16 protein-coding genes are annotated in these 15,105 nt (G+C 69.4%); 6 read left to right on the top strand and 10 right to left on the bottom strand.

Going from position 1 to position 15,105, the window contains the following annotated elements; translation table 11 throughout:
* Position 1: 1 nt before the first annotated feature.
* The 6 genes from AC3WLC_RS00360 (at position 2) to AC3WLC_RS00335 (ending at position 5,456) form a co-directional block, all read left to right on the top strand.
* Positions 2-697 (top strand): urease accessory protein UreF, encoded by a 696-nt coding sequence (locus tag AC3WLC_RS00360; protein WP_493681972.1) that lies wholly within the window; start codon positions 2-4, stop codon positions 695-697.
* An 89-nt stretch (positions 698-786) separates the two neighbouring features.
* A complete protein-coding gene (gene nikR / locus AC3WLC_RS00355) occupies positions 787-1,260 on the top strand; it encodes a nickel-responsive transcriptional regulator NikR (protein ID WP_493681971.1) in 474 nt (157 codons plus the stop codon).
* A gap of 100 nt (positions 1,261-1,360) precedes the next feature.
* Entirely contained in the window at positions 1,361-2,887 is a 1,527-nt protein-coding gene (locus tag AC3WLC_RS00350; RefSeq protein WP_493681970.1) for an ABC transporter substrate-binding protein, read from the top strand.
* Between the two features lie 12 nt (positions 2,888-2,899).
* Positions 2,900-3,856 (top strand): ABC transporter permease, encoded by a 957-nt coding sequence (locus AC3WLC_RS00345; RefSeq protein ID WP_493681969.1) that lies wholly within the window; start codon positions 2,900-2,902, stop codon positions 3,854-3,856.
* A complete protein-coding gene (locus AC3WLC_RS00340; RefSeq protein ID WP_493681968.1) occupies positions 3,853-4,680 on the top strand; it encodes an ABC transporter permease in 828 nt (275 codons plus the stop codon). Before AC3WLC_RS00345 ends, AC3WLC_RS00340 begins: the two co-directional genes overlap by 4 nt.
* Before the next feature lie 68 nt (positions 4,681-4,748).
* The gene (locus AC3WLC_RS00335; protein ID WP_493681967.1) at positions 4,749-5,456 is read left to right on the top strand and encodes an alpha/beta hydrolase; all 708 of its coding nucleotides are present in this window, start codon (positions 4,749-4,751) and stop codon (positions 5,454-5,456) included.
* Between the two features lie 21 nt (positions 5,457-5,477).
* Here AC3WLC_RS00335 and AC3WLC_RS00330 read toward each other — a convergent pair whose 3' ends face one another.
* The 10 genes from AC3WLC_RS00330 to AC3WLC_RS00285 all read right to left on the bottom strand — a co-directional run bounded on the left by AC3WLC_RS00330 (position 5,478) and on the right by AC3WLC_RS00285 (position 15,089).
* Positions 5,478-5,783, bottom strand: coding sequence for a hypothetical protein (locus AC3WLC_RS00330; protein ID WP_493681966.1), 306 nt, complete (start codon positions 5,781-5,783; stop codon positions 5,478-5,480).
* A 95-nt stretch (positions 5,784-5,878) separates the two neighbouring features.
* The gene (locus tag AC3WLC_RS00325) at positions 5,879-7,600 is read right to left on the bottom strand and encodes an alpha/beta hydrolase (protein ID WP_493681965.1); all 1,722 of its coding nucleotides are present in this window, start codon (positions 7,598-7,600) and stop codon (positions 5,879-5,881) included.
* Between the two features lie 62 nt (positions 7,601-7,662).
* Positions 7,663-9,462: an SLC13 family permease gene (locus AC3WLC_RS00320; protein ID WP_493681964.1), complete on the bottom strand. Its 1,800-nt coding sequence runs from the start codon at positions 9,460-9,462 to the stop codon at positions 7,663-7,665.
* A gap of 24 nt (positions 9,463-9,486) precedes the next feature.
* Positions 9,487-11,115 carry a complex I subunit 5 family protein gene (locus AC3WLC_RS00315; protein WP_493681963.1) on the bottom strand — a complete coding sequence of 543 codons (1,629 nt, stop codon included), beginning with the start codon at positions 11,113-11,115 and terminating at the stop codon, positions 9,487-9,489.
* Positions 11,112-12,635 (bottom strand): complex I subunit 5 family protein, encoded by a 1,524-nt coding sequence (locus AC3WLC_RS00310; protein ID WP_493681962.1) that lies wholly within the window; start codon positions 12,633-12,635, stop codon positions 11,112-11,114. Before AC3WLC_RS00310 ends, AC3WLC_RS00315 begins: the two co-directional genes overlap by 4 nt.
* Complete coding sequence (locus tag AC3WLC_RS00305; protein ID WP_493681961.1) at positions 12,632-12,976, bottom strand: NADH-quinone oxidoreductase subunit K; 345 nt, start codon at positions 12,974-12,976, stop codon at positions 12,632-12,634. Before AC3WLC_RS00305 ends, AC3WLC_RS00310 begins: the two co-directional genes overlap by 4 nt.
* Positions 12,973-13,902: an MnhB domain-containing protein gene (locus AC3WLC_RS00300; RefSeq protein WP_493681960.1), complete on the bottom strand. Its 930-nt coding sequence runs from the start codon at positions 13,900-13,902 to the stop codon at positions 12,973-12,975. The genes AC3WLC_RS00305 and AC3WLC_RS00300 overlap by 4 nt, the downstream gene beginning before the upstream one ends.
* Positions 13,902-14,195, bottom strand: a complete 294-nt coding sequence (locus AC3WLC_RS00295; RefSeq protein ID WP_493681959.1) for a cation:proton antiporter — start codon at positions 14,193-14,195, stop codon at positions 13,902-13,904. Before AC3WLC_RS00295 ends, AC3WLC_RS00300 begins: the two co-directional genes overlap by 1 nt.
* Positions 14,192-14,479, bottom strand: coding sequence for a monovalent cation/H+ antiporter complex subunit F (locus AC3WLC_RS00290; RefSeq protein WP_493681958.1), 288 nt, complete (start codon positions 14,477-14,479; stop codon positions 14,192-14,194). The genes AC3WLC_RS00295 and AC3WLC_RS00290 overlap by 4 nt, the downstream gene beginning before the upstream one ends.
* Complete coding sequence (locus AC3WLC_RS00285) at positions 14,472-15,089, bottom strand: Na+/H+ antiporter subunit E (protein ID WP_493681957.1); 618 nt, start codon at positions 15,087-15,089, stop codon at positions 14,472-14,474. Before AC3WLC_RS00285 ends, AC3WLC_RS00290 begins: the two co-directional genes overlap by 8 nt.
* Positions 15,090-15,105 lie beyond the last annotated feature (16 nt).

The following is a 15,105-nucleotide window of genomic DNA, read 5'->3' as shown; positions in this document are numbered from 1 at the left end:
CATGGACGACGTCCCAGCTTCCGGCAGCGACCGGGCAGACGTCCCGCTGCATCTGCTGCGCCTGGTGAGCCAGGGCCTGCCGGTCGGCGGCTTCTCCTATTCGCGTGGGCTCGAAGCGGCCGTCCATGCCGGCTGGGTCACCAATGAGGCGAGCGCGCGCGACTGGATCCTCGGCACGCTCAAAGCCAATGTCGCGCAGCTCGACGGCGCGCTGTTCTGGCGGATGGCGCAGGCGCTGGAGGCAGGCGACCAGGAACGCTTCCGCGTGGCCAATGCGTGGCTCGCGGCCGGGCGCGAAAGCCGGGAATTCCAGCGCGAGGACAGAAGGCAGGGCGAGGCGCTGCTCCGGCTGCTTACCGATCTCGACGTCCCCGCCGCCCGGCAGTATGCCGGCCACGCACTGACCTACGCCGCCGCCTTCGCCCTCGCCGGCCATCACTGGCGCATCGCCCCGGAGGCGGCCCTGAAGGGACTGTTCTGGGTCTATGCCGAGGGGCAGGTGACGGCCGCGATCAAGCTGGTGCCGCTCGGGCATACCGCCGGCCAGCGCCTGCTCATCGAGGCCACCACGGCGATCGACGAGGCCGCTTCCCGGGCCCGCTCGCTCCGCGACGACGAGATCGGCAATCTCGCCCCCGCTCTGGCGATGGCCAGCGCCTGGCACGAAACGCAGTACAGCCGCCTGTTCCAATCGTGAGCGGCCCCAAGAGCAGCCCCAAGCCTCGCAATTCCGGCCAAGCCGACCTATCCTGCGGCAGACAGGAGTCGCCGGAAGCGGGGTCCAGGGTGGAACGGGTCACGATCACCATCGATGCCGACTTGCTGGCATTCGTCGATACGCTGAGCGCGACGAAGGGCTATGGCAGCCGCTCGGAAGCAATCCGGGACATCCTGCGCAAGGCCGCCCGCACTGAACGGCAGGCCGATCCGGACGCACCCTGCTTCGCGACGCTCGCCTATGTCTATGACCACGAGACCCGCGATCTCGCCCGCCGGCTGACCAACCAGCAGCACGATCACCACGATCTCTCGATCGCGACACTGCATGTCCATCTCGACCGGCACGAATGCCTGGAGGTCGCAGTGCTGCGTGGCGCCAGCGGGGCGGTGCGCAGCTTCGCCGACGGGGTGATCAGCCAGCGCGGCGTCCGCCACGGACAGCTCCATCTCCTGCCCGGCGCGCCCGATCCCACGCATGGGCATGGACACGGGCACGATCATGGACCGGGCCACGCACATTCGCACGCGCACGACGACTGAAGCGCGGTAGGCCGCATCGGCTCCGGCGCGGATTCCTGTTTGCTACTGGGGTCTCGCAGCCGTATGATGTTTTCTTGAAAACATCATACGGCGAGCACCCATGGCACGGCCCCTTTTCGCGTCGCTTGCACTCGCCCTCTGCCTGGCCTCTCCGGGCCAGGCCACCGACCGGCAGCCTGCTTTGCGCGTCGCCGAGATCTGGGAGATCGCCACCCTCGATCCGACCCAGGACGGCACGCTGATGAAGGAAAAGGCCATGGTCACCGAGACGCTGGTGACCGGCAGGCCCGATTTCACCCTGGCGCCCGGCCTCGCCACCTCCTGGCGCCGCGACAGCGATACGCTCTGGACCTTCACGCTGCGCCAGGGCGTGCGCTTCCATGACGGCTCGCCGCTGACGGCAAGCGCGGCGGCTGCGAGCCTGACCACGGCGCTCCAGCGGAGCGGCACCGTCAGGAGCTACACCAAGATCGCCGCGCTTACCGCGCGCGACGACCGGACGCTGGAGATCACCACCTCCGAGCCCTTTCCTGCCCTGCCAGCGGTTTTGGTCTATGCCAGCGCCGCGATCGTCTCACCGGCCTCGCCGAAGACGCCGGACGGCATGATCGAGCGGCCGATCGGGACGGGTCCGTTCAAGGTCACGGCCTGGCAGCCGGCGGCGCAGAGCTTCACGGTCGAGCGTTTCGACGGCTATTGGGGCGAGAAGCCCTCGATCCCAGCCATCACCTTCCGCGGCATTCCCGACCCGACGACGCGCTCGCTCGAACTGCAGAAGGGCAGCGTCGATTTCACCGCCGACGTGCCCTATGGCGACCTCGACATGCTCGCCGGCAAGGGCTTCACCGTCTCGCGCAACGTCACCGCCCGCAATTATGTGCTGAGCTTCGGCAGCCTGAAGGAGACGCACTTCGCCGATATCCGGGTCCGCAAGGCCCTGTCGCTCGCCATCGACCGGGAGGAGATCGCGCAATACGTGCTGTTCGGCATGGGCCGGCCCGGCATCGCCCCCTTCCCCGACAGCATGGCCTTCGCTGACAAGTCGATCGCCGCGCCGAGGGCCGACCTCGCCGCGGCCCGCAAGCTGCTCGCGGAAGCCGGCTACGCGCCCGGCTCCGGCGGCGTCATGACGAAGGACGGCAAGCCGCTCGGCTTCACGCTCTACACCTATGCGCAGCGGCCCGGCCTGATGCCGATCGCCGGGGCGCTGCAGAGCCAGCTGCGCAAGCTCGGCGTGCCCGTCGAGATCAAGGTGACGACCTTCGCCGCCATCGAGAAGGAAATGAAGCCCGGCGACGCCCGGCTCGCCGCTTTGGCCTCGGCGATGTATCCGCATCCCGATTTCTACCTGCGCCAAGTCTACCATTCGAAGGGCGCCATCAACGGCTGGGGCTATGCCAACCCGAAGGTCGACGAAGCTCTTGCGGTCGCGATAACGACGCGGGACGAGGCCGAGCGCAAGGCGGCCTATGACCTGGTCCAGCGCATCGCCGCCGACGAGGAGCCCTGCCTGACCATTGCCCATTACGGGGTCAATGTCGTGATGCGGCCGGGCATCACCGACTACGCCTTCAATCCGATCGCCCACGACTACATGCTCGACCCGAAGATGACGATCGCGCACTAGGCCGATCGCGCGATGGCCGCCTATGTCGTGCAAAGGCTCGCGCTTGCCCTCGCGACGGTGCTCGCCGCGACCTTCCTGACCTATGTGCTGCTGCGCCTCGTCCCCGGCGAGCCCGCGCAGGTGATCCTGACCCGCGTCTTCCTGCAGGACCAGACCGCCGCCGTCTCGCAGCAGGACGTCGCCGCCATCGCGAGCCGCTTCGGGCTCGATGCGCCGCTTGTCGTGCAATATGGCCGCTGGCTCGCCGGCGCCGTGACCGGGGACCTCGGCACCTCGATCCGGACCGGGCGCTCCGTCGCGCTCGAACTGGGCTGGCGCCTGTCCGCGACCGGGCTGATCGCGCTGCTCGCGACGCTGCTCTCCCTGGCGCTGACCTTTACGGTCATCACCCTGAAGCGCTCCTTTCCGTCGCGCGCGGCCGCCCGCAGCTTCGAGTTACTCGCCGTCGGCTCGATCGCGCTACCCTCCTTTTTTCTCGGCGTCGCCCTGATCATGCTGTTCGCATTGCGGCTCGACTGGCTGCCGGTCAGCGGCTTCGACAGTTGGGCGCATGTCGTGCTGCCGGTCGCGGTGCTGGCGCTGGGACAGTTCGGCTTCAACGCCATCCTGCTCGACGACACCCTGGGCGAAGCGCTCGCTGCCCCGCATATCGCCACGGCCCGCGCAAAAGGGCTGGACGAGCGGGCGATCCTGTTCAGCCATGCGCTGCCGAACGCCATCCTCCCGCTGATCCCCTATCTCGCCTTGCAGTTCGCCTTCCTGATTGGCGGGGTCGTCATCGTCGAGCGGCTGTTCGCGATTCCCGGGCTCGGCGCCTATCTCGCCGACGCGCTAGACAGCCATGACGGCCCGGCCTTTCTCGGCGCCATCGGCGTCGTCGCCCTGGCAGTGGCGCTGGCGAACCTGGCGGCCGACCTCGCAATCACTCGCCTCGATCCGCGAATCCGGCTGAGGCGAGGCGCCACATGACCGCGCCGCGCCGAAGCGACTGGCTCCTGCTTGCGATCGCGGCGCTGTTCGCCCTCTCGATCGCCTATGGCCTGACGCTGGATCCGATCGAGGCCTCGCTGCGCAACAGCCTGCGCCCGCCGGGACCGGATTTCCCGTTCGGCACCGATCATCTCGGCCGCGACGTGCTGGCCCGGATCGCGCACGGTTTCCTGCGCGATATCGGCCTGTCGCTGACGATCATTGCCTTCTCCCTCATCGTCGGCATCGCCATCGGCATGCTCGCGGCGGAGCTCGCAGGCGCGGTCGACCGGGCCTTGACCTTCGTCATGGACCTCATGACCTCCCTGCCCCAGATCGTCATCGCGTTGATCCTCGCGGCCCATCTCGGCGGCGGCGAGCTCGCGCTCATCCTCGCTCTGTCGCTGACCGGCTGGGTCAAATATGCGCGCATAGCCCGCGCCACGGCCTTCTCATTGCGGGAGCGCGAGTTCGTGACGGCCGCCCGGCTGGCCGGAGGCAGCCGCCTCTATCTCCTGCGGCGGCACATCCTGCCCCATCTGCTGCCGCTGCTCTCCGGGCTGGTCGCGCTCCAGTTCGGGCACAACATCCTGAACATCGCCGCACTCGGCTTCCTGGGCATCGGCGTCCAGCCACCGGCTCCCGAATGGGGCGCGATGATCGCGGAAGCGCGGCCCTATTTCTCGCGGGCGCCCTGGCTCGCCATCGTGCCGGGGATCTACCTGTTCGCCATGACGATGATCGCGCTGATGCTGACGCGCCGCAGCGGCGTCCGGCAGGAGTTGACCGCCACCGATCCGCAACCTGGCCCGGCGACACGCTGATTTGCGCCCGGAATTGTGAGAAGACAAAAAGATAGAGCGCGACGCCGACGACACGAAACACGAGCCGCATGACGACAGAGCCCGAAACCGTCATCCTGCTGCACGGCCTCGCACGCAGCAGCACCTCGCTCCTCCTCATCGAGACGCTGCTCTCGGCCATCGGCTACAAGGTCGTCAACGAGACCTATGCCTCGACCGATCACGCGGTCGAGGATCTGCTGGGCCATGTCGAGACTGCGGTCCAGAACTGCACCGGCGCGCGGCTGCATTTCGTCACGCATTCGATGGGCGGCATCCTTCTGCGCGCCTGGCTGCAGAAAAACCGCCCACCCGGCCTCGGACGCGTCGTCATGCTGGCGCCGCCCAATCACGGTTCCGAGCTGGTCGACGGGCTCGGGCGGCTGCCGGCTTTCGAGCTGATCAACGGCCCGGCAGGCCTGCAGCTCGGAACGAGCCCTGACAGCCTGCCCAACCTCCTGCCGACAGCCGACTACGAGCTCGGGATCATCGCCGGAAGTCTCTCGCTCAACCCGCTGCTGTCGCCCTTCTTCGCCGGCCCGAACGACGGCAAGGTCTCCGTGGAGAGCACGAAGCTCGACGGCATGGCCGACCATATCGTCCTGCCGGTGACCCACACCTTCATGATGAACAACCCGCTGGTCGTCGCCCAGGTCGTGACCTTCCTCCGGACCGGGCGCTTCAATCACGAGCTGACGGTGTCGGAGCTCACCCAGAACGTGATGGCCTATCTCCAGGGTGTGAAGAGCGGTTCCTGAGCCAATCTCGGCTCCGCGCCATCACCAGCGCAGGCGATGGATGTTGGAGACCCGGCCGGTCCGTGCGTTCAGCGTGACCTCGAAGCGATTGCCCCCGCGACGGGCGTGATAGACATAGAAGCGGCCGCGGCAGTCGACGCGGCGGACATCGCGAAATCCCCGGTTCTGCAGCAGGATCTGGCCCTGCCGGCACGAGATCGCCCGGCCATGGTTGAGGCTCGAGCCGATATTGATGGTGATGCTGGCCGCCTCGACCGGGACCGGGGCAGCGATCGGGGCGAGAAGGCCCAAGCCCAGACAGCAGGTTACGACAGCAATGAGACGCATGGCGTGGACTCCTCCCTGAGGTCTTGTTGCAGAACGTCCGAAGCGGACCAGAGCGAGGCCGCTTCATGCTTGTCGCCGGAGCGGAGATCTTCGCCTCAGCCGCCGCGATTGTCGTAGGCACCCTCCTCGCCCTCGCGCTCGTCCGGCTTGCGCTGGGCCTTCTCCCAGAGAAGGCGTTTCAGGGCCGCCAGCTTCTCCTGCGGCCAGCTCTGGATGTTCGCCACCGCGGTCCAGGCCTCGACATAGTGCTGCGGCGCATAGACGTGCCCGTAGCCCATCGGGACCCTGGTCGCGACTGCCATGTCGAGCAGGAGCTGCAGGCCGGTCACCACCGGATACCAGCGGAATTGCGGTGAGACGTCGGGGCCGCGCTGCGGCTTGAGCCAGGCGGGCGGACGGAAGAAGCTGCGGTCGTCGAAGAACGTCACCGCATCGCTGGCATATTGCAGATAGACGATCCGCATGATGCCCCAGGGCGTGTCGGGCGCCACGGTCGGCCCGTTCTGGTTCATGAAGCGGACGGCACGGCCGTCGCGATATTCCGGCAGCCAGGCCGGAGAGCCAGGATTGCGCCGGGCGGTGATGTCGCGCCAGAAGCGGCTGCCGAAGGGCGGCCCGCTCCACAGGGCGCCGTCGATCGGATCGCCGATGAGCTCGAGCAATTCGATGGAGCGCTCCGAGTTCATCGCGCCCAGACTCAGCCCATGCAGATAGAGCCGCGGCCTCGTCGCCTTGGGCAGGCTCGTCCAGTAGCCGTAGACCTCGGCGAACAGCGCCCGCGCCGCCTCGGAGCCGTATTCCGGCTGGGCGAGCAGCGAGAGCGGGCTCGACAGATAGGAGTATTGCAGGGCGACGCTGGCGACGTCGCCGTCGCCGAGATACTCGATCGGGGCGATCGCCGAGGGGTCGACCCAGCCGGTGCCCGTCGGCGTGATCACGACGAGGATGGCGCGGTCGAAGCCGCCGGCGCGCTTCAGCTCCTCCAGCGCCAGCCGCGCCCGCGCCTGCGCCGTCTCGGCGGCGCGCAGCCCGACATAGAGCCGGATCGGCTGCTTGGCCGGCCGGCCCGTCAGCGCCGCGATCTCGGAATCGGTCGGGCGCGATGCCACGAACTCCCGGCCCGCGCGCCCCAGATCCCGCCATCGCACCAGCGATGCCTGGCTGCCCGACTGGAGCGGATCGGTCGGCTGCGGGCTCGCCGGCTCGATCAGGGCGTCGCGCTCGCGGAAGGAGGAATCGAGCATGCGAAAGCCGACGCGAACCAGGAAGCCGCTGGCGAGCGACCAGACCAGCACCGTCGTGATCACGAGGCCGCCGACGAGCGCTACACGCCGCGGCATGAAGGCGAGCGGCCGCCGCGCCAGGAAGAGCGCGACAAGCCGGAACAGCCGCCCGAGCGCCAGCAGCACCACGAAGGTCGCCAGCGCGATCAGGCTGACCCGGAGCGGATGGGCGCTTTTGATCGGCTCCATTCCCATCACGGCCCGGATCGAATTCTGCCAGCCCGCCGCATTCGCCAGGAAGACCGCGGCGACCAGCAGGCAGACCAGCGCGACGGCGATGTTGACGATCCGGCGCACCCGCTCGTTCGGCGCCGGCATCTCCAGATAGGCCCATAGCCAGCGCCAGACTGTGCCGAAACCGTAGCCCGCGGCAAAGCAGACGCCGCCGAGCACGCCTTGCATCACCGCCGTGCGCGGCACGAGCGTCGGGGTGAGCGACGCCGCGAACAGGAAGGTTCCCAGCGCCACGCCGATGCCGGACAGGCCGCGACTCCAGCGCAGCGGCAGGTAAAGGGTTTTGGCGCCGAGGCTCATCATCGTATCCGCTGGCCGCAAGAACGGGTTCGGGTGAAGTCGGAATGATCGCGAGACGGCATTCAGAAGCTCCAGATCATCGGAACGTAGAAAACGGCCATGACGAAGAACCAGAGCATCAACGGCAGTCCCAGCTTCCAGTAGCTGTTGAAGCTGTAGCCGCCGGGGCCCATCACCATCATGTTGGTCGCGGTCGCGATCGGCGTCAGGAACGCGGCCGAGCCGGCGATGCACAGGCTCATCAGCACCGGGCGTGGCGAAACGCCCAGGCCCTCGGCGGCAGCCATCGCGACCGGGATGACCAGCATCGTCGTCGCGGTGTTGCTCATCACCTGGCCGAGGACGGCTGTCAGGACGAAGAGGCCGGCAAGGAAGGCAAGCGGCCCGGCCCCTCCCATCAGCGCCACGAGCTGCGCGGCGACGACCTTGGCCGCACCCGACTGCACCATCGCCGTCGAGAGCGGCATCATCGCGCCGATCAGGATCACCGTCGTCCAGTTGATGGCGCGATAGGCCTGCTCCGTCGTCATGATCCCGGCGAGGAGCAGCGTGCCGGCGGCGAGCAGCCCGGCCACGGCCGGCGGCACGATCCCGGTCGCGAGCATCGCGACGAGCCCGCCCAGCACGGCGAGGGTGATCCCCGCCCCCGCTCCCATCGGCACCGCCTGGCGCCGGACCAGATCGGGCGAATTGACGACGAGCACGTCGGGATCGTCGAGGTGGAGGTCGAGCGCCCTCCAGCTGCCTTCGAGCAGCAGAGTATCGCCGGCGCGCAGGACCTCCCCCGGCGCGATGTCGGCACCGGCCCGCTGCACCGCCAGCACGACGAGGTCGCCGCTGTCGGTCACCATTCCCGGGAACAAGGCGCGGCCGATCAGGGCCGAGCGCGGCGGGATCACCACCTCGGCCAGGCCCGAGCGTTCGCTGAACAGCCCGGCCTGCTCATCCGCACCGCGCAGGGCGAGATGCTTCTCCGCCGCGAAGCTGGCGACGGTCTCGGCATCGCCGCGCACTAGCAGGTAATCGCCCTCGGCGACCGCCCGCTCGCGTATCGGCGCCCCGGTTTCTCCGGCCTGCGCCGCGAGCAGGCTGAGCCGTCCGTCCGTCCCGAGGTCGAGGGCGGACGGGGCAAGGCCGATATAGTCGCAGGTCGGGCGCACGCGCAGCCTGAAGACGCCATCGCTCAGGCCGTAGTGCTCGACCAGAGTCTGGGCGTGCCGGCTGAAATCGGCTGGCAGGCGTGCACTGCTCTCTGCCGGCAGCAGCCGCTTGCCGAGGAGCAGGATGATCGCGATCGTCCCGGCCAGCAGCGGCAGGCCGACAAGGGCGAACTCGGCGAACGCGAAGCCTTTCAGCCCGGCATCCTCCAGCGCCTCGGAAACCAGGATGTTCTTCGGCGCGCCGGTCAGCAGCAGGTTGGCGCCGGCATGCGAGGCGAAGGCGAGCGGCATCAGGAGCTGGGAGGGCGACTGGCGCAGCCGCACCGCCGCCATCACCGCCACCGGCATCAGCGCCGCGATCGCGCCGCTGCCGGTGATAAGTGCGCTCAGGGTGCCGGCCGCAGCCGTCATGATGATCAAGAGGCGAGTCAGCCCCTCGCTGCCAGCCTGGGCGATCAGGTACTGGCCGGCCCAGGCCGTGACACCGGTCTTTTCGAGGGCGGCGCTGACGATGAAGAGGCTGGCGACGAACAGCGTCGCGCGATCGCCGAAGCCGGCGAAGGCCTGGTCGAGCGTGACCACCCCCGTCGCCCACAGCGCCAGCGCCGCACCGACCGCGACCACGACGACCGGCAGCCTGTTCCAGCAGAACAGGACGATCGCGACGACGATGACGAGGGCCGTGCTGGTGATCGGTGTCATCTTGGAGCCTCCCGCGACGCCTCGTCAGGTCCGAAGCATCAAGGCCCCGCCGAGCAGGATGGCAAGAGCGATCAGCCCGAGCCCCGCCATCGGCCAGCGCCGCAGATGGATGTCGATCTCCCCGATGCGGTTCGAGAGCTTGCGCAGGAGCGGTTGCCCGGCCTGCGCCAGGACAACGATGTCGCCTTCCGGAATGGCGCCGAGGCGCCGAGGCCAGCGGTCGAGCAGCAGCATCGCCCCGGCACCGAGCAGAAGCGGCCAGGTCACCTTCCAGAGCGCCTCCGGTTGGAGCAGATAGGCGATCGTCTCGCCGGACACCGCCGGATAGAGCGACCACGGGATGACGAGGGAGGCGGCGACCACGACCAACCAGGGCACGAGCTGCCGGAGCGGCGGCGATGCGGCGGGATTGCCGGCGCTGTCGCGGCGCAAGATCAGCAGCAGATGCATCATCAGCATGGAGCTGCCCGCCCCCGCCAGCGTCATCGCGGCGGCGAGCCAGCCATAGCCGAGCAAGGGCTTGGTCGCGAGCTTGGCCAGCGCGCCGCTGGTCAGCGGCATGCCGCCGAGGCTCAGCGCGAGCACGGCGACGAGCAAGAACAGCAGCCGCAGGCGCCGCCCGCCTGCCTTGGCCAGGAGGCCTATGCCGAGGAAGAGCGCGCCCTTCACCAGCGTGTGGTGGACGGCGTAATAGGCGGTCAGGTCGGCAGCCGTCGGGTCGGCGGTTGCGAGGCCGACACCGAGCAGCACCGCCAGTAGCCCCATCTGGCTCACCGTCGAATAGGCCAGGATCGTCTTGGCCCGCCGCTGGGTGATGCCGACGAGCACGCCGTAATAGGCGGTGACAATGCCAACCCCGATCAGGATCGCACCCCAGAACGACGCCCCGTCCGCGAAGGGCAGGAAGCGGATCAGCCCGATCACGCCGGCCTTGACCACGACCCCGCTCAGCACCGCCGAGGCCGGCGTCGGCGCCGCCGGATGCGCCAGCGGCAGCCAGACATGCAGCGGCACCAGCCCCATCTTGAGCGCGAAGCCGAGGATGAACAGGACGACGATGCCGTCACGCATAGGGGACACCGAGAGATCGGCGACGACGCTGCGGATCTGCGGGTTGGGGTCGGGATGGCTCGCCGCCAGCATGACCAGCGCCATCAGCAGGATCGCCTCGGCGGCCAAGGCGAGCACGACATAGATCGTGCCGGCCCGGTGGGCGGGCGCGCTCTGCTCATGGATGATCAGCCCATAGGCGGACAGGCTCGCCAGGGTGAAGAGCAGGTAGAAGTTCACGACATCGTCGACGACGAACAGGCCGAGGCTGCCGGTCAGCGTCAGCAGCCACCAGGCCGAAAAGCGCGGCGACTCGGCGTCGTGCGCCATCAGCGAGGCGGCATAGGCGCCGGCCGCACTCCAGAGCAGCGCCGCACCGGCGAGCAGGATCGCGCCGGGCTCGTCCAGCACCAGCGTCAGCCGAAACGGCGGTGGGAAGAAGGCGAAGCCGCTTTTCGGCACCAGGATCGCCGCCGCCAGGGCCGGCAACGGGGCAAGGACGAGGATCGACAGGGCCCGCGACCTGAACCAGGCCGACAGGCAGCAGAATGCCAGACCGAGCGGGACGAACAGTGCCGCGGCGAGGAGGATGCCGGCGTTCATGGCAGCCCCGCCATTGCCAAGCCGCCACGGCCGATCTGCAGGATGCCGAAGGGACGCAGCGGCACGAGGCCGAGCAGCACGGCCGCGACCGCGAGGGCGAGCGCCGCGAGCTCGAGACGGCGCGGAACCGCCCGGCGCGACGGCAGCGTGCCCGCGGGGACGGCGAGCGCCCGGTCGATCACGCGGAAGACATAGCCGCCGGCGAGCAGTCCGCCGGCCAGGATGGTCGCCGCCAGCCAGGGATAGCCTTCGATCACCGCCGCGGTCAGCAAGAGGCATTTGGCGACGAAGCCGCCGCTCGGCGGTACGCCCATCAGCGACAGCCCGGCGAGGCCAATGGCGAAGGCGCTGACCGGCAGGACCCGGCCGAAGCCGCCGAGATCGGCGATGCGATCATGGCCATAGACCTCGATGATGACGCCCGCCGCCAGGAACATCGCAGCCTTCGCCAAGGCGTGGGAGATCAGCTGGAGCGCGCCGCCGGTCCAGGCGATCGTTTCCCAGGGTGGCACGCCCGCGCCGCCGGCCGCGAGCGGGAAGACGATGAAGAGATAGCCAAGCTGCGCCACGGTCGAATATGCGATCATCAGCTTGAGCCGCGCCTGCCTGAGCGCCATGACGCTGCAGAACAGGATCGAGGCGGCGCCGAGCACCGCGAGCAATTGGCCCGCGACAGCAGCCGCCTGCGGCGGAGCGACGTCGAGTACCAGCCGCAGGATCAGGAAGACCGGCGCCTTGATCACCAGCGCCGAGAGGACGGCGCTGGCCGGCGCCGGCGCCCCGGCATGGGCCGGCGGCAGCCACAGATGCAGCGGAAACAGCGCCGCCTTGGCCAGGAGACCGACGATCATCAGCGCCAGCGCAACCGACAGCGCCGGATCCGAGCGGCTCAAGCGCGACAGCGCGAGCAGGTCGAGCGTGCCGTACTGGCCGTAGAGCAGGCCGACCCCGAGCAGATAGAGCAGCGAGCCGAGGAGGGCGAAGAGCAGGTAGCGCAAGGCGGCGTTGGCGGTCTCGCTGCGGCCGTCGAGGCAGACCAGCGGCACGGCCGCGAAGGTCAGGAGTTCCAGCGCGACATAGAGGTTGAACAGGTCTTCGCCGATGAAGACGGCGTTCAGCGCGCTCCAGAGCGCGAGCAGCATCAGCCAGAAGGTCGTCTGCGCACGTCCGCCGCCGGCTTCACCCCGGCTCCTGTGCTGGATATGCGCGAACAGCCCGACCGCGACCACGACCAGTGCGGTCATCAGCAGCATCGCCCCCGACAGCCCGTCCGCCCGCAGCGCGATTCCGAGCGGAGGCAGCCAGGCGCCGACGACATAGGTCAGCGCTGCGTCGGTCTGGACCAGCTCAACGACGATCGCGACGGCGATGGCGAGCCCGGCCGCGAGCGTCGCCAGCGCGATCCGCGCCGCGCTGCGCGACCCGCAGGCGAAGATGGCGAGCACAGCGCAGACCGGCAGGATCACCGCCAGGACCAGCAGGAAGCCGCCCGGCGTGGTGGCATGGATCGGCGCCGTCACGGTCCGCCTCGCCGCTCGGCGGTTGCAGTCTCATTGGCCTCGGCCTCCGCCACCGGCTCGACGAGGCGCTTCAGCAGGGCGACGGCTAGGGCGCTGGCCGAGAAGGCAACGACGATGCCGGTGATCACCAGCGCCTGCGGCACCGGGTCGGCCGAGAAGCCCGCGCCGTCGCCGCGTCGCGCCACGGCACCGAAGACGAGGAAGATGCCGGCGCCGAGGATGTTGCAGCCGACGATCCGGCGCAGCAGCCCGGGATGCGTGACGACGCTGAAGAGCCCAATGCCGACGAGCGCCGCGCCGCACAGGCCGAACAGGACGCCGGGTTGCAGTGCCGCCGTCATCGCGTCGGTGCCTTCCGGGCGGGGCCTGCGACCAGCATGGCGAGCGCCGCGGCGACAGACAGGGTCAGCGCCGCTTCGATCGCCAGGATCAGCGGCTTGGCCCATGCCTTGGGATAGGCGAGGAAGCCGTCGGCGATGGCGAAGCCGAGAAAGGCGATCGCCAGGAACAGCACCGGCCCGCCGGCCAGGGCGAGCCGCAGCGGCAGCCCGCCCGTCTGCGGCGGCTGCCGCAAGCCCGCCAGCATCACCAGCAGCCACATCGCCGCGAGCACTGTGCCGGCCTGGAAGGTGCCGCCCGGCGCATCGGCCCCGACCCAGAACATGTAGACGCCGATCACCACGCCGAAGGGCGGCAGGATACGGGCGAGATAGGCGAGCGGCCCCGGGATCTCGCCGGGCCTGACCGCGGGAGCGCCGCCCCAGGCGGCATCGGGCGCCAGCGACCAGACCCCGATCAGGGCGAGCAGCACCACGACCTTTTCCAGCAGCGTGTCGAGCGCGCGATAGGCCAGCAGCACGGCGGTGACGGGATTGCCGAGCCCGGTCGCCGGCAGCGCTTCGGCGGCCGCCGGCGCAAGCGTCGGGGCCGGAGAGGAAAAGCTCAGCACGGCAAAGCCGAGGGCGACGGAGATGGCGGCACAGCCGGCGGCGATGGCGAGCTTGCCGGTGCGCGTCACCGGCTCTTCATGCTTGCCGCGGCCGCGGATCGCAGCCTCCGCCCGCAGCAGCAGGATCCCCGTCCCGCCGCCGCCGATGGCGATCTCGGTCAGGGCGACGTCGGGAGCCGCCAACCGGACCCAGGCGATCCCCAGCAACAGCCCGAGGGAGAGGAAGGCGATGATCGCGCTGCGCTCGTCCGGCTCGGCGACGACATGGAGCGCGAGCGCCAGCAGGCCAGCGACGAGCGCGACATCGACCAGGAGCATCATCGCTCGGTACTGCCGCGCTGGACGGCGCGTGCGAGCAGCTGGCTCGCCGTCGCCGCCGAAAGCTGCGCCAGCAGCCAGATGCAAAGCAGCTTCAGGGCATCGCTGACGCTCGTCGCCTGCGGCAGCAGGCCGAGCACGATCAATCCGAGCCCGAGATTGTCGGCCTTGCTGATCGCATGCAGCCGGCTCAGCGTATCGGGAAAGCGCAGCAGGCCGAGCACGCCGGCCAGGAAGAGCAGCGCCCCCGCCCCAACCAGGACGACGGTGACGATATCGGCGAGACCGCTCATGGCTGCTTCTTCGCCGGATCGCGCCCGGCGGCCGGCTCGGCCGTGCCGAGCGCGAACGCCAGGCAGGAGAAGGCCGCGAACAAGGTAAGCAGCAGCGCGACATCGTTGACAGCGGGAGAGCCAGAGGCCGCTCCCAGCAGCAGGAGCGCCGCCGCCCCGCCGGTTCCGAGCAATTGCAGCGCCATCATCCGTTCGGCCACGACGCGCGAGCGCAGCACCCGCAGCAGCGCGATGATCGTGACCGCCAGGATGAAGAGCGCGGCCGCGGCCAGGATCTCAGCCATCGCGCCGCTCCGCCCCGAGTATCCGGCAGAATGCCGCCTCGTCGGCCGCGACCTGTTCCGCAACGGGCTCGCGCAGATCGAGGCAATGAATCAGCATCGTCCCGTCGGGCGCGGTGGAGACCGGCAGCTTGCCCGGCTGCAGGCTCATCACCGCGCAGGAGGATTCGCGCGCGAGCCCGGCCGGAACGCTGGATCGGCAGGTCGCGAAGCCCGGCTGTAGGTCGGGACGGGGCGCGAAGGCCCGCCTTGCCACGTCGAGCCCGGCAACCGCTGATTGCGGCAGGAAGCGGGCCATGAATCGCAGGAGGCCAATGAACGACAGTCTCCCGCCGGCCGGCCATAGCAGCGTGCTGGCCCAGACACCTGCGGTGCTGGCGGCGAGACCGACCGGCAGATCCTTCGGCGCAGGGCCCATCAGGATCAGCCAGAGCAGCAGCAGGCAGAGCCCGCGGATCAGCAACGCCGGCAGCTGCGCGCGATCGGCAACGCTTGCCTTGTCCATCGTCTCCGCCGCCTCAGGTCGATGCTCCGCCATCCCGGGCTTAAGGGTAGCTAGCGCCTTCACGGGCAACATCAGCCCGCCGTCCCGCAGCTGTGCGCTGCGTCCCATTCTGCCGGGGGTCGCG

The organism is Allobosea sp. GW821-FHT03A12, assembly GCF_058986765.1.
This window is presented reverse-complemented; position numbering and strand designations above follow the sequence as displayed.

Bases quoted from the DNA above. Each gene is read 5' to 3' on its own strand.
- AC3WLC_RS00360 (WP_493681972.1), top strand. From the start codon at position 2: ATGGACGACGTCCCAGCTTCCGGCAGCGACCGGGCAGACGTCCCGCTG.
- AC3WLC_RS00350 (WP_493681970.1), top strand. From the start codon at position 1,361: ATGGCACGGCCCCTTTTCGCGTCGCTTGCACTCGCCCTCTGCCTGGCC.
- AC3WLC_RS00345 (WP_493681969.1), top strand. From the start codon at position 2,900: ATGGCCGCCTATGTCGTGCAAAGGCTCGCGCTTGCCCTCGCGACGGTG.
- AC3WLC_RS00340 (WP_493681968.1), top strand. From the start codon at position 3,853: ATGACCGCGCCGCGCCGAAGCGACTGGCTCCTGCTTGCGATCGCGGCG.
- AC3WLC_RS00335 (WP_493681967.1), top strand. From the start codon at position 4,749: ATGACGACAGAGCCCGAAACCGTCATCCTGCTGCACGGCCTCGCACGC.
- AC3WLC_RS00330 (WP_493681966.1), bottom strand. From the start codon at position 5,783: ATGCGTCTCATTGCTGTCGTAACCTGCTGTCTGGGCTTGGGCCTTCTC.
- AC3WLC_RS00325 (WP_493681965.1), bottom strand. From the start codon at position 7,600: ATGAGCCTCGGCGCCAAAACCCTTTACCTGCCGCTGCGCTGGAGTCGC.
- AC3WLC_RS00320 (WP_493681964.1), bottom strand. From the start codon at position 9,462: ATGACACCGATCACCAGCACGGCCCTCGTCATCGTCGTCGCGATCGTC.
- AC3WLC_RS00315 (WP_493681963.1), bottom strand. From the start codon at position 11,115: ATGAACGCCGGCATCCTCCTCGCCGCGGCACTGTTCGTCCCGCTCGGT.
- AC3WLC_RS00305 (WP_493681961.1), bottom strand. From the start codon at position 12,976: ATGACGGCGGCACTGCAACCCGGCGTCCTGTTCGGCCTGTGCGGCGCG.
- AC3WLC_RS00300 (WP_493681960.1), bottom strand. From the start codon at position 13,902: ATGCTCCTGGTCGATGTCGCGCTCGTCGCTGGCCTGCTGGCGCTCGCG.
- AC3WLC_RS00295 (WP_493681959.1), bottom strand. From the start codon at position 14,195: ATGAGCGGTCTCGCCGATATCGTCACCGTCGTCCTGGTTGGGGCGGGG.
- AC3WLC_RS00290 (WP_493681958.1), bottom strand. From the start codon at position 14,479: ATGGCTGAGATCCTGGCCGCGGCCGCGCTCTTCATCCTGGCGGTCACG.
- AC3WLC_RS00285 (WP_493681957.1), bottom strand. From the start codon at position 15,089: ATGGGACGCAGCGCACAGCTGCGGGACGGCGGGCTGATGTTGCCCGTG.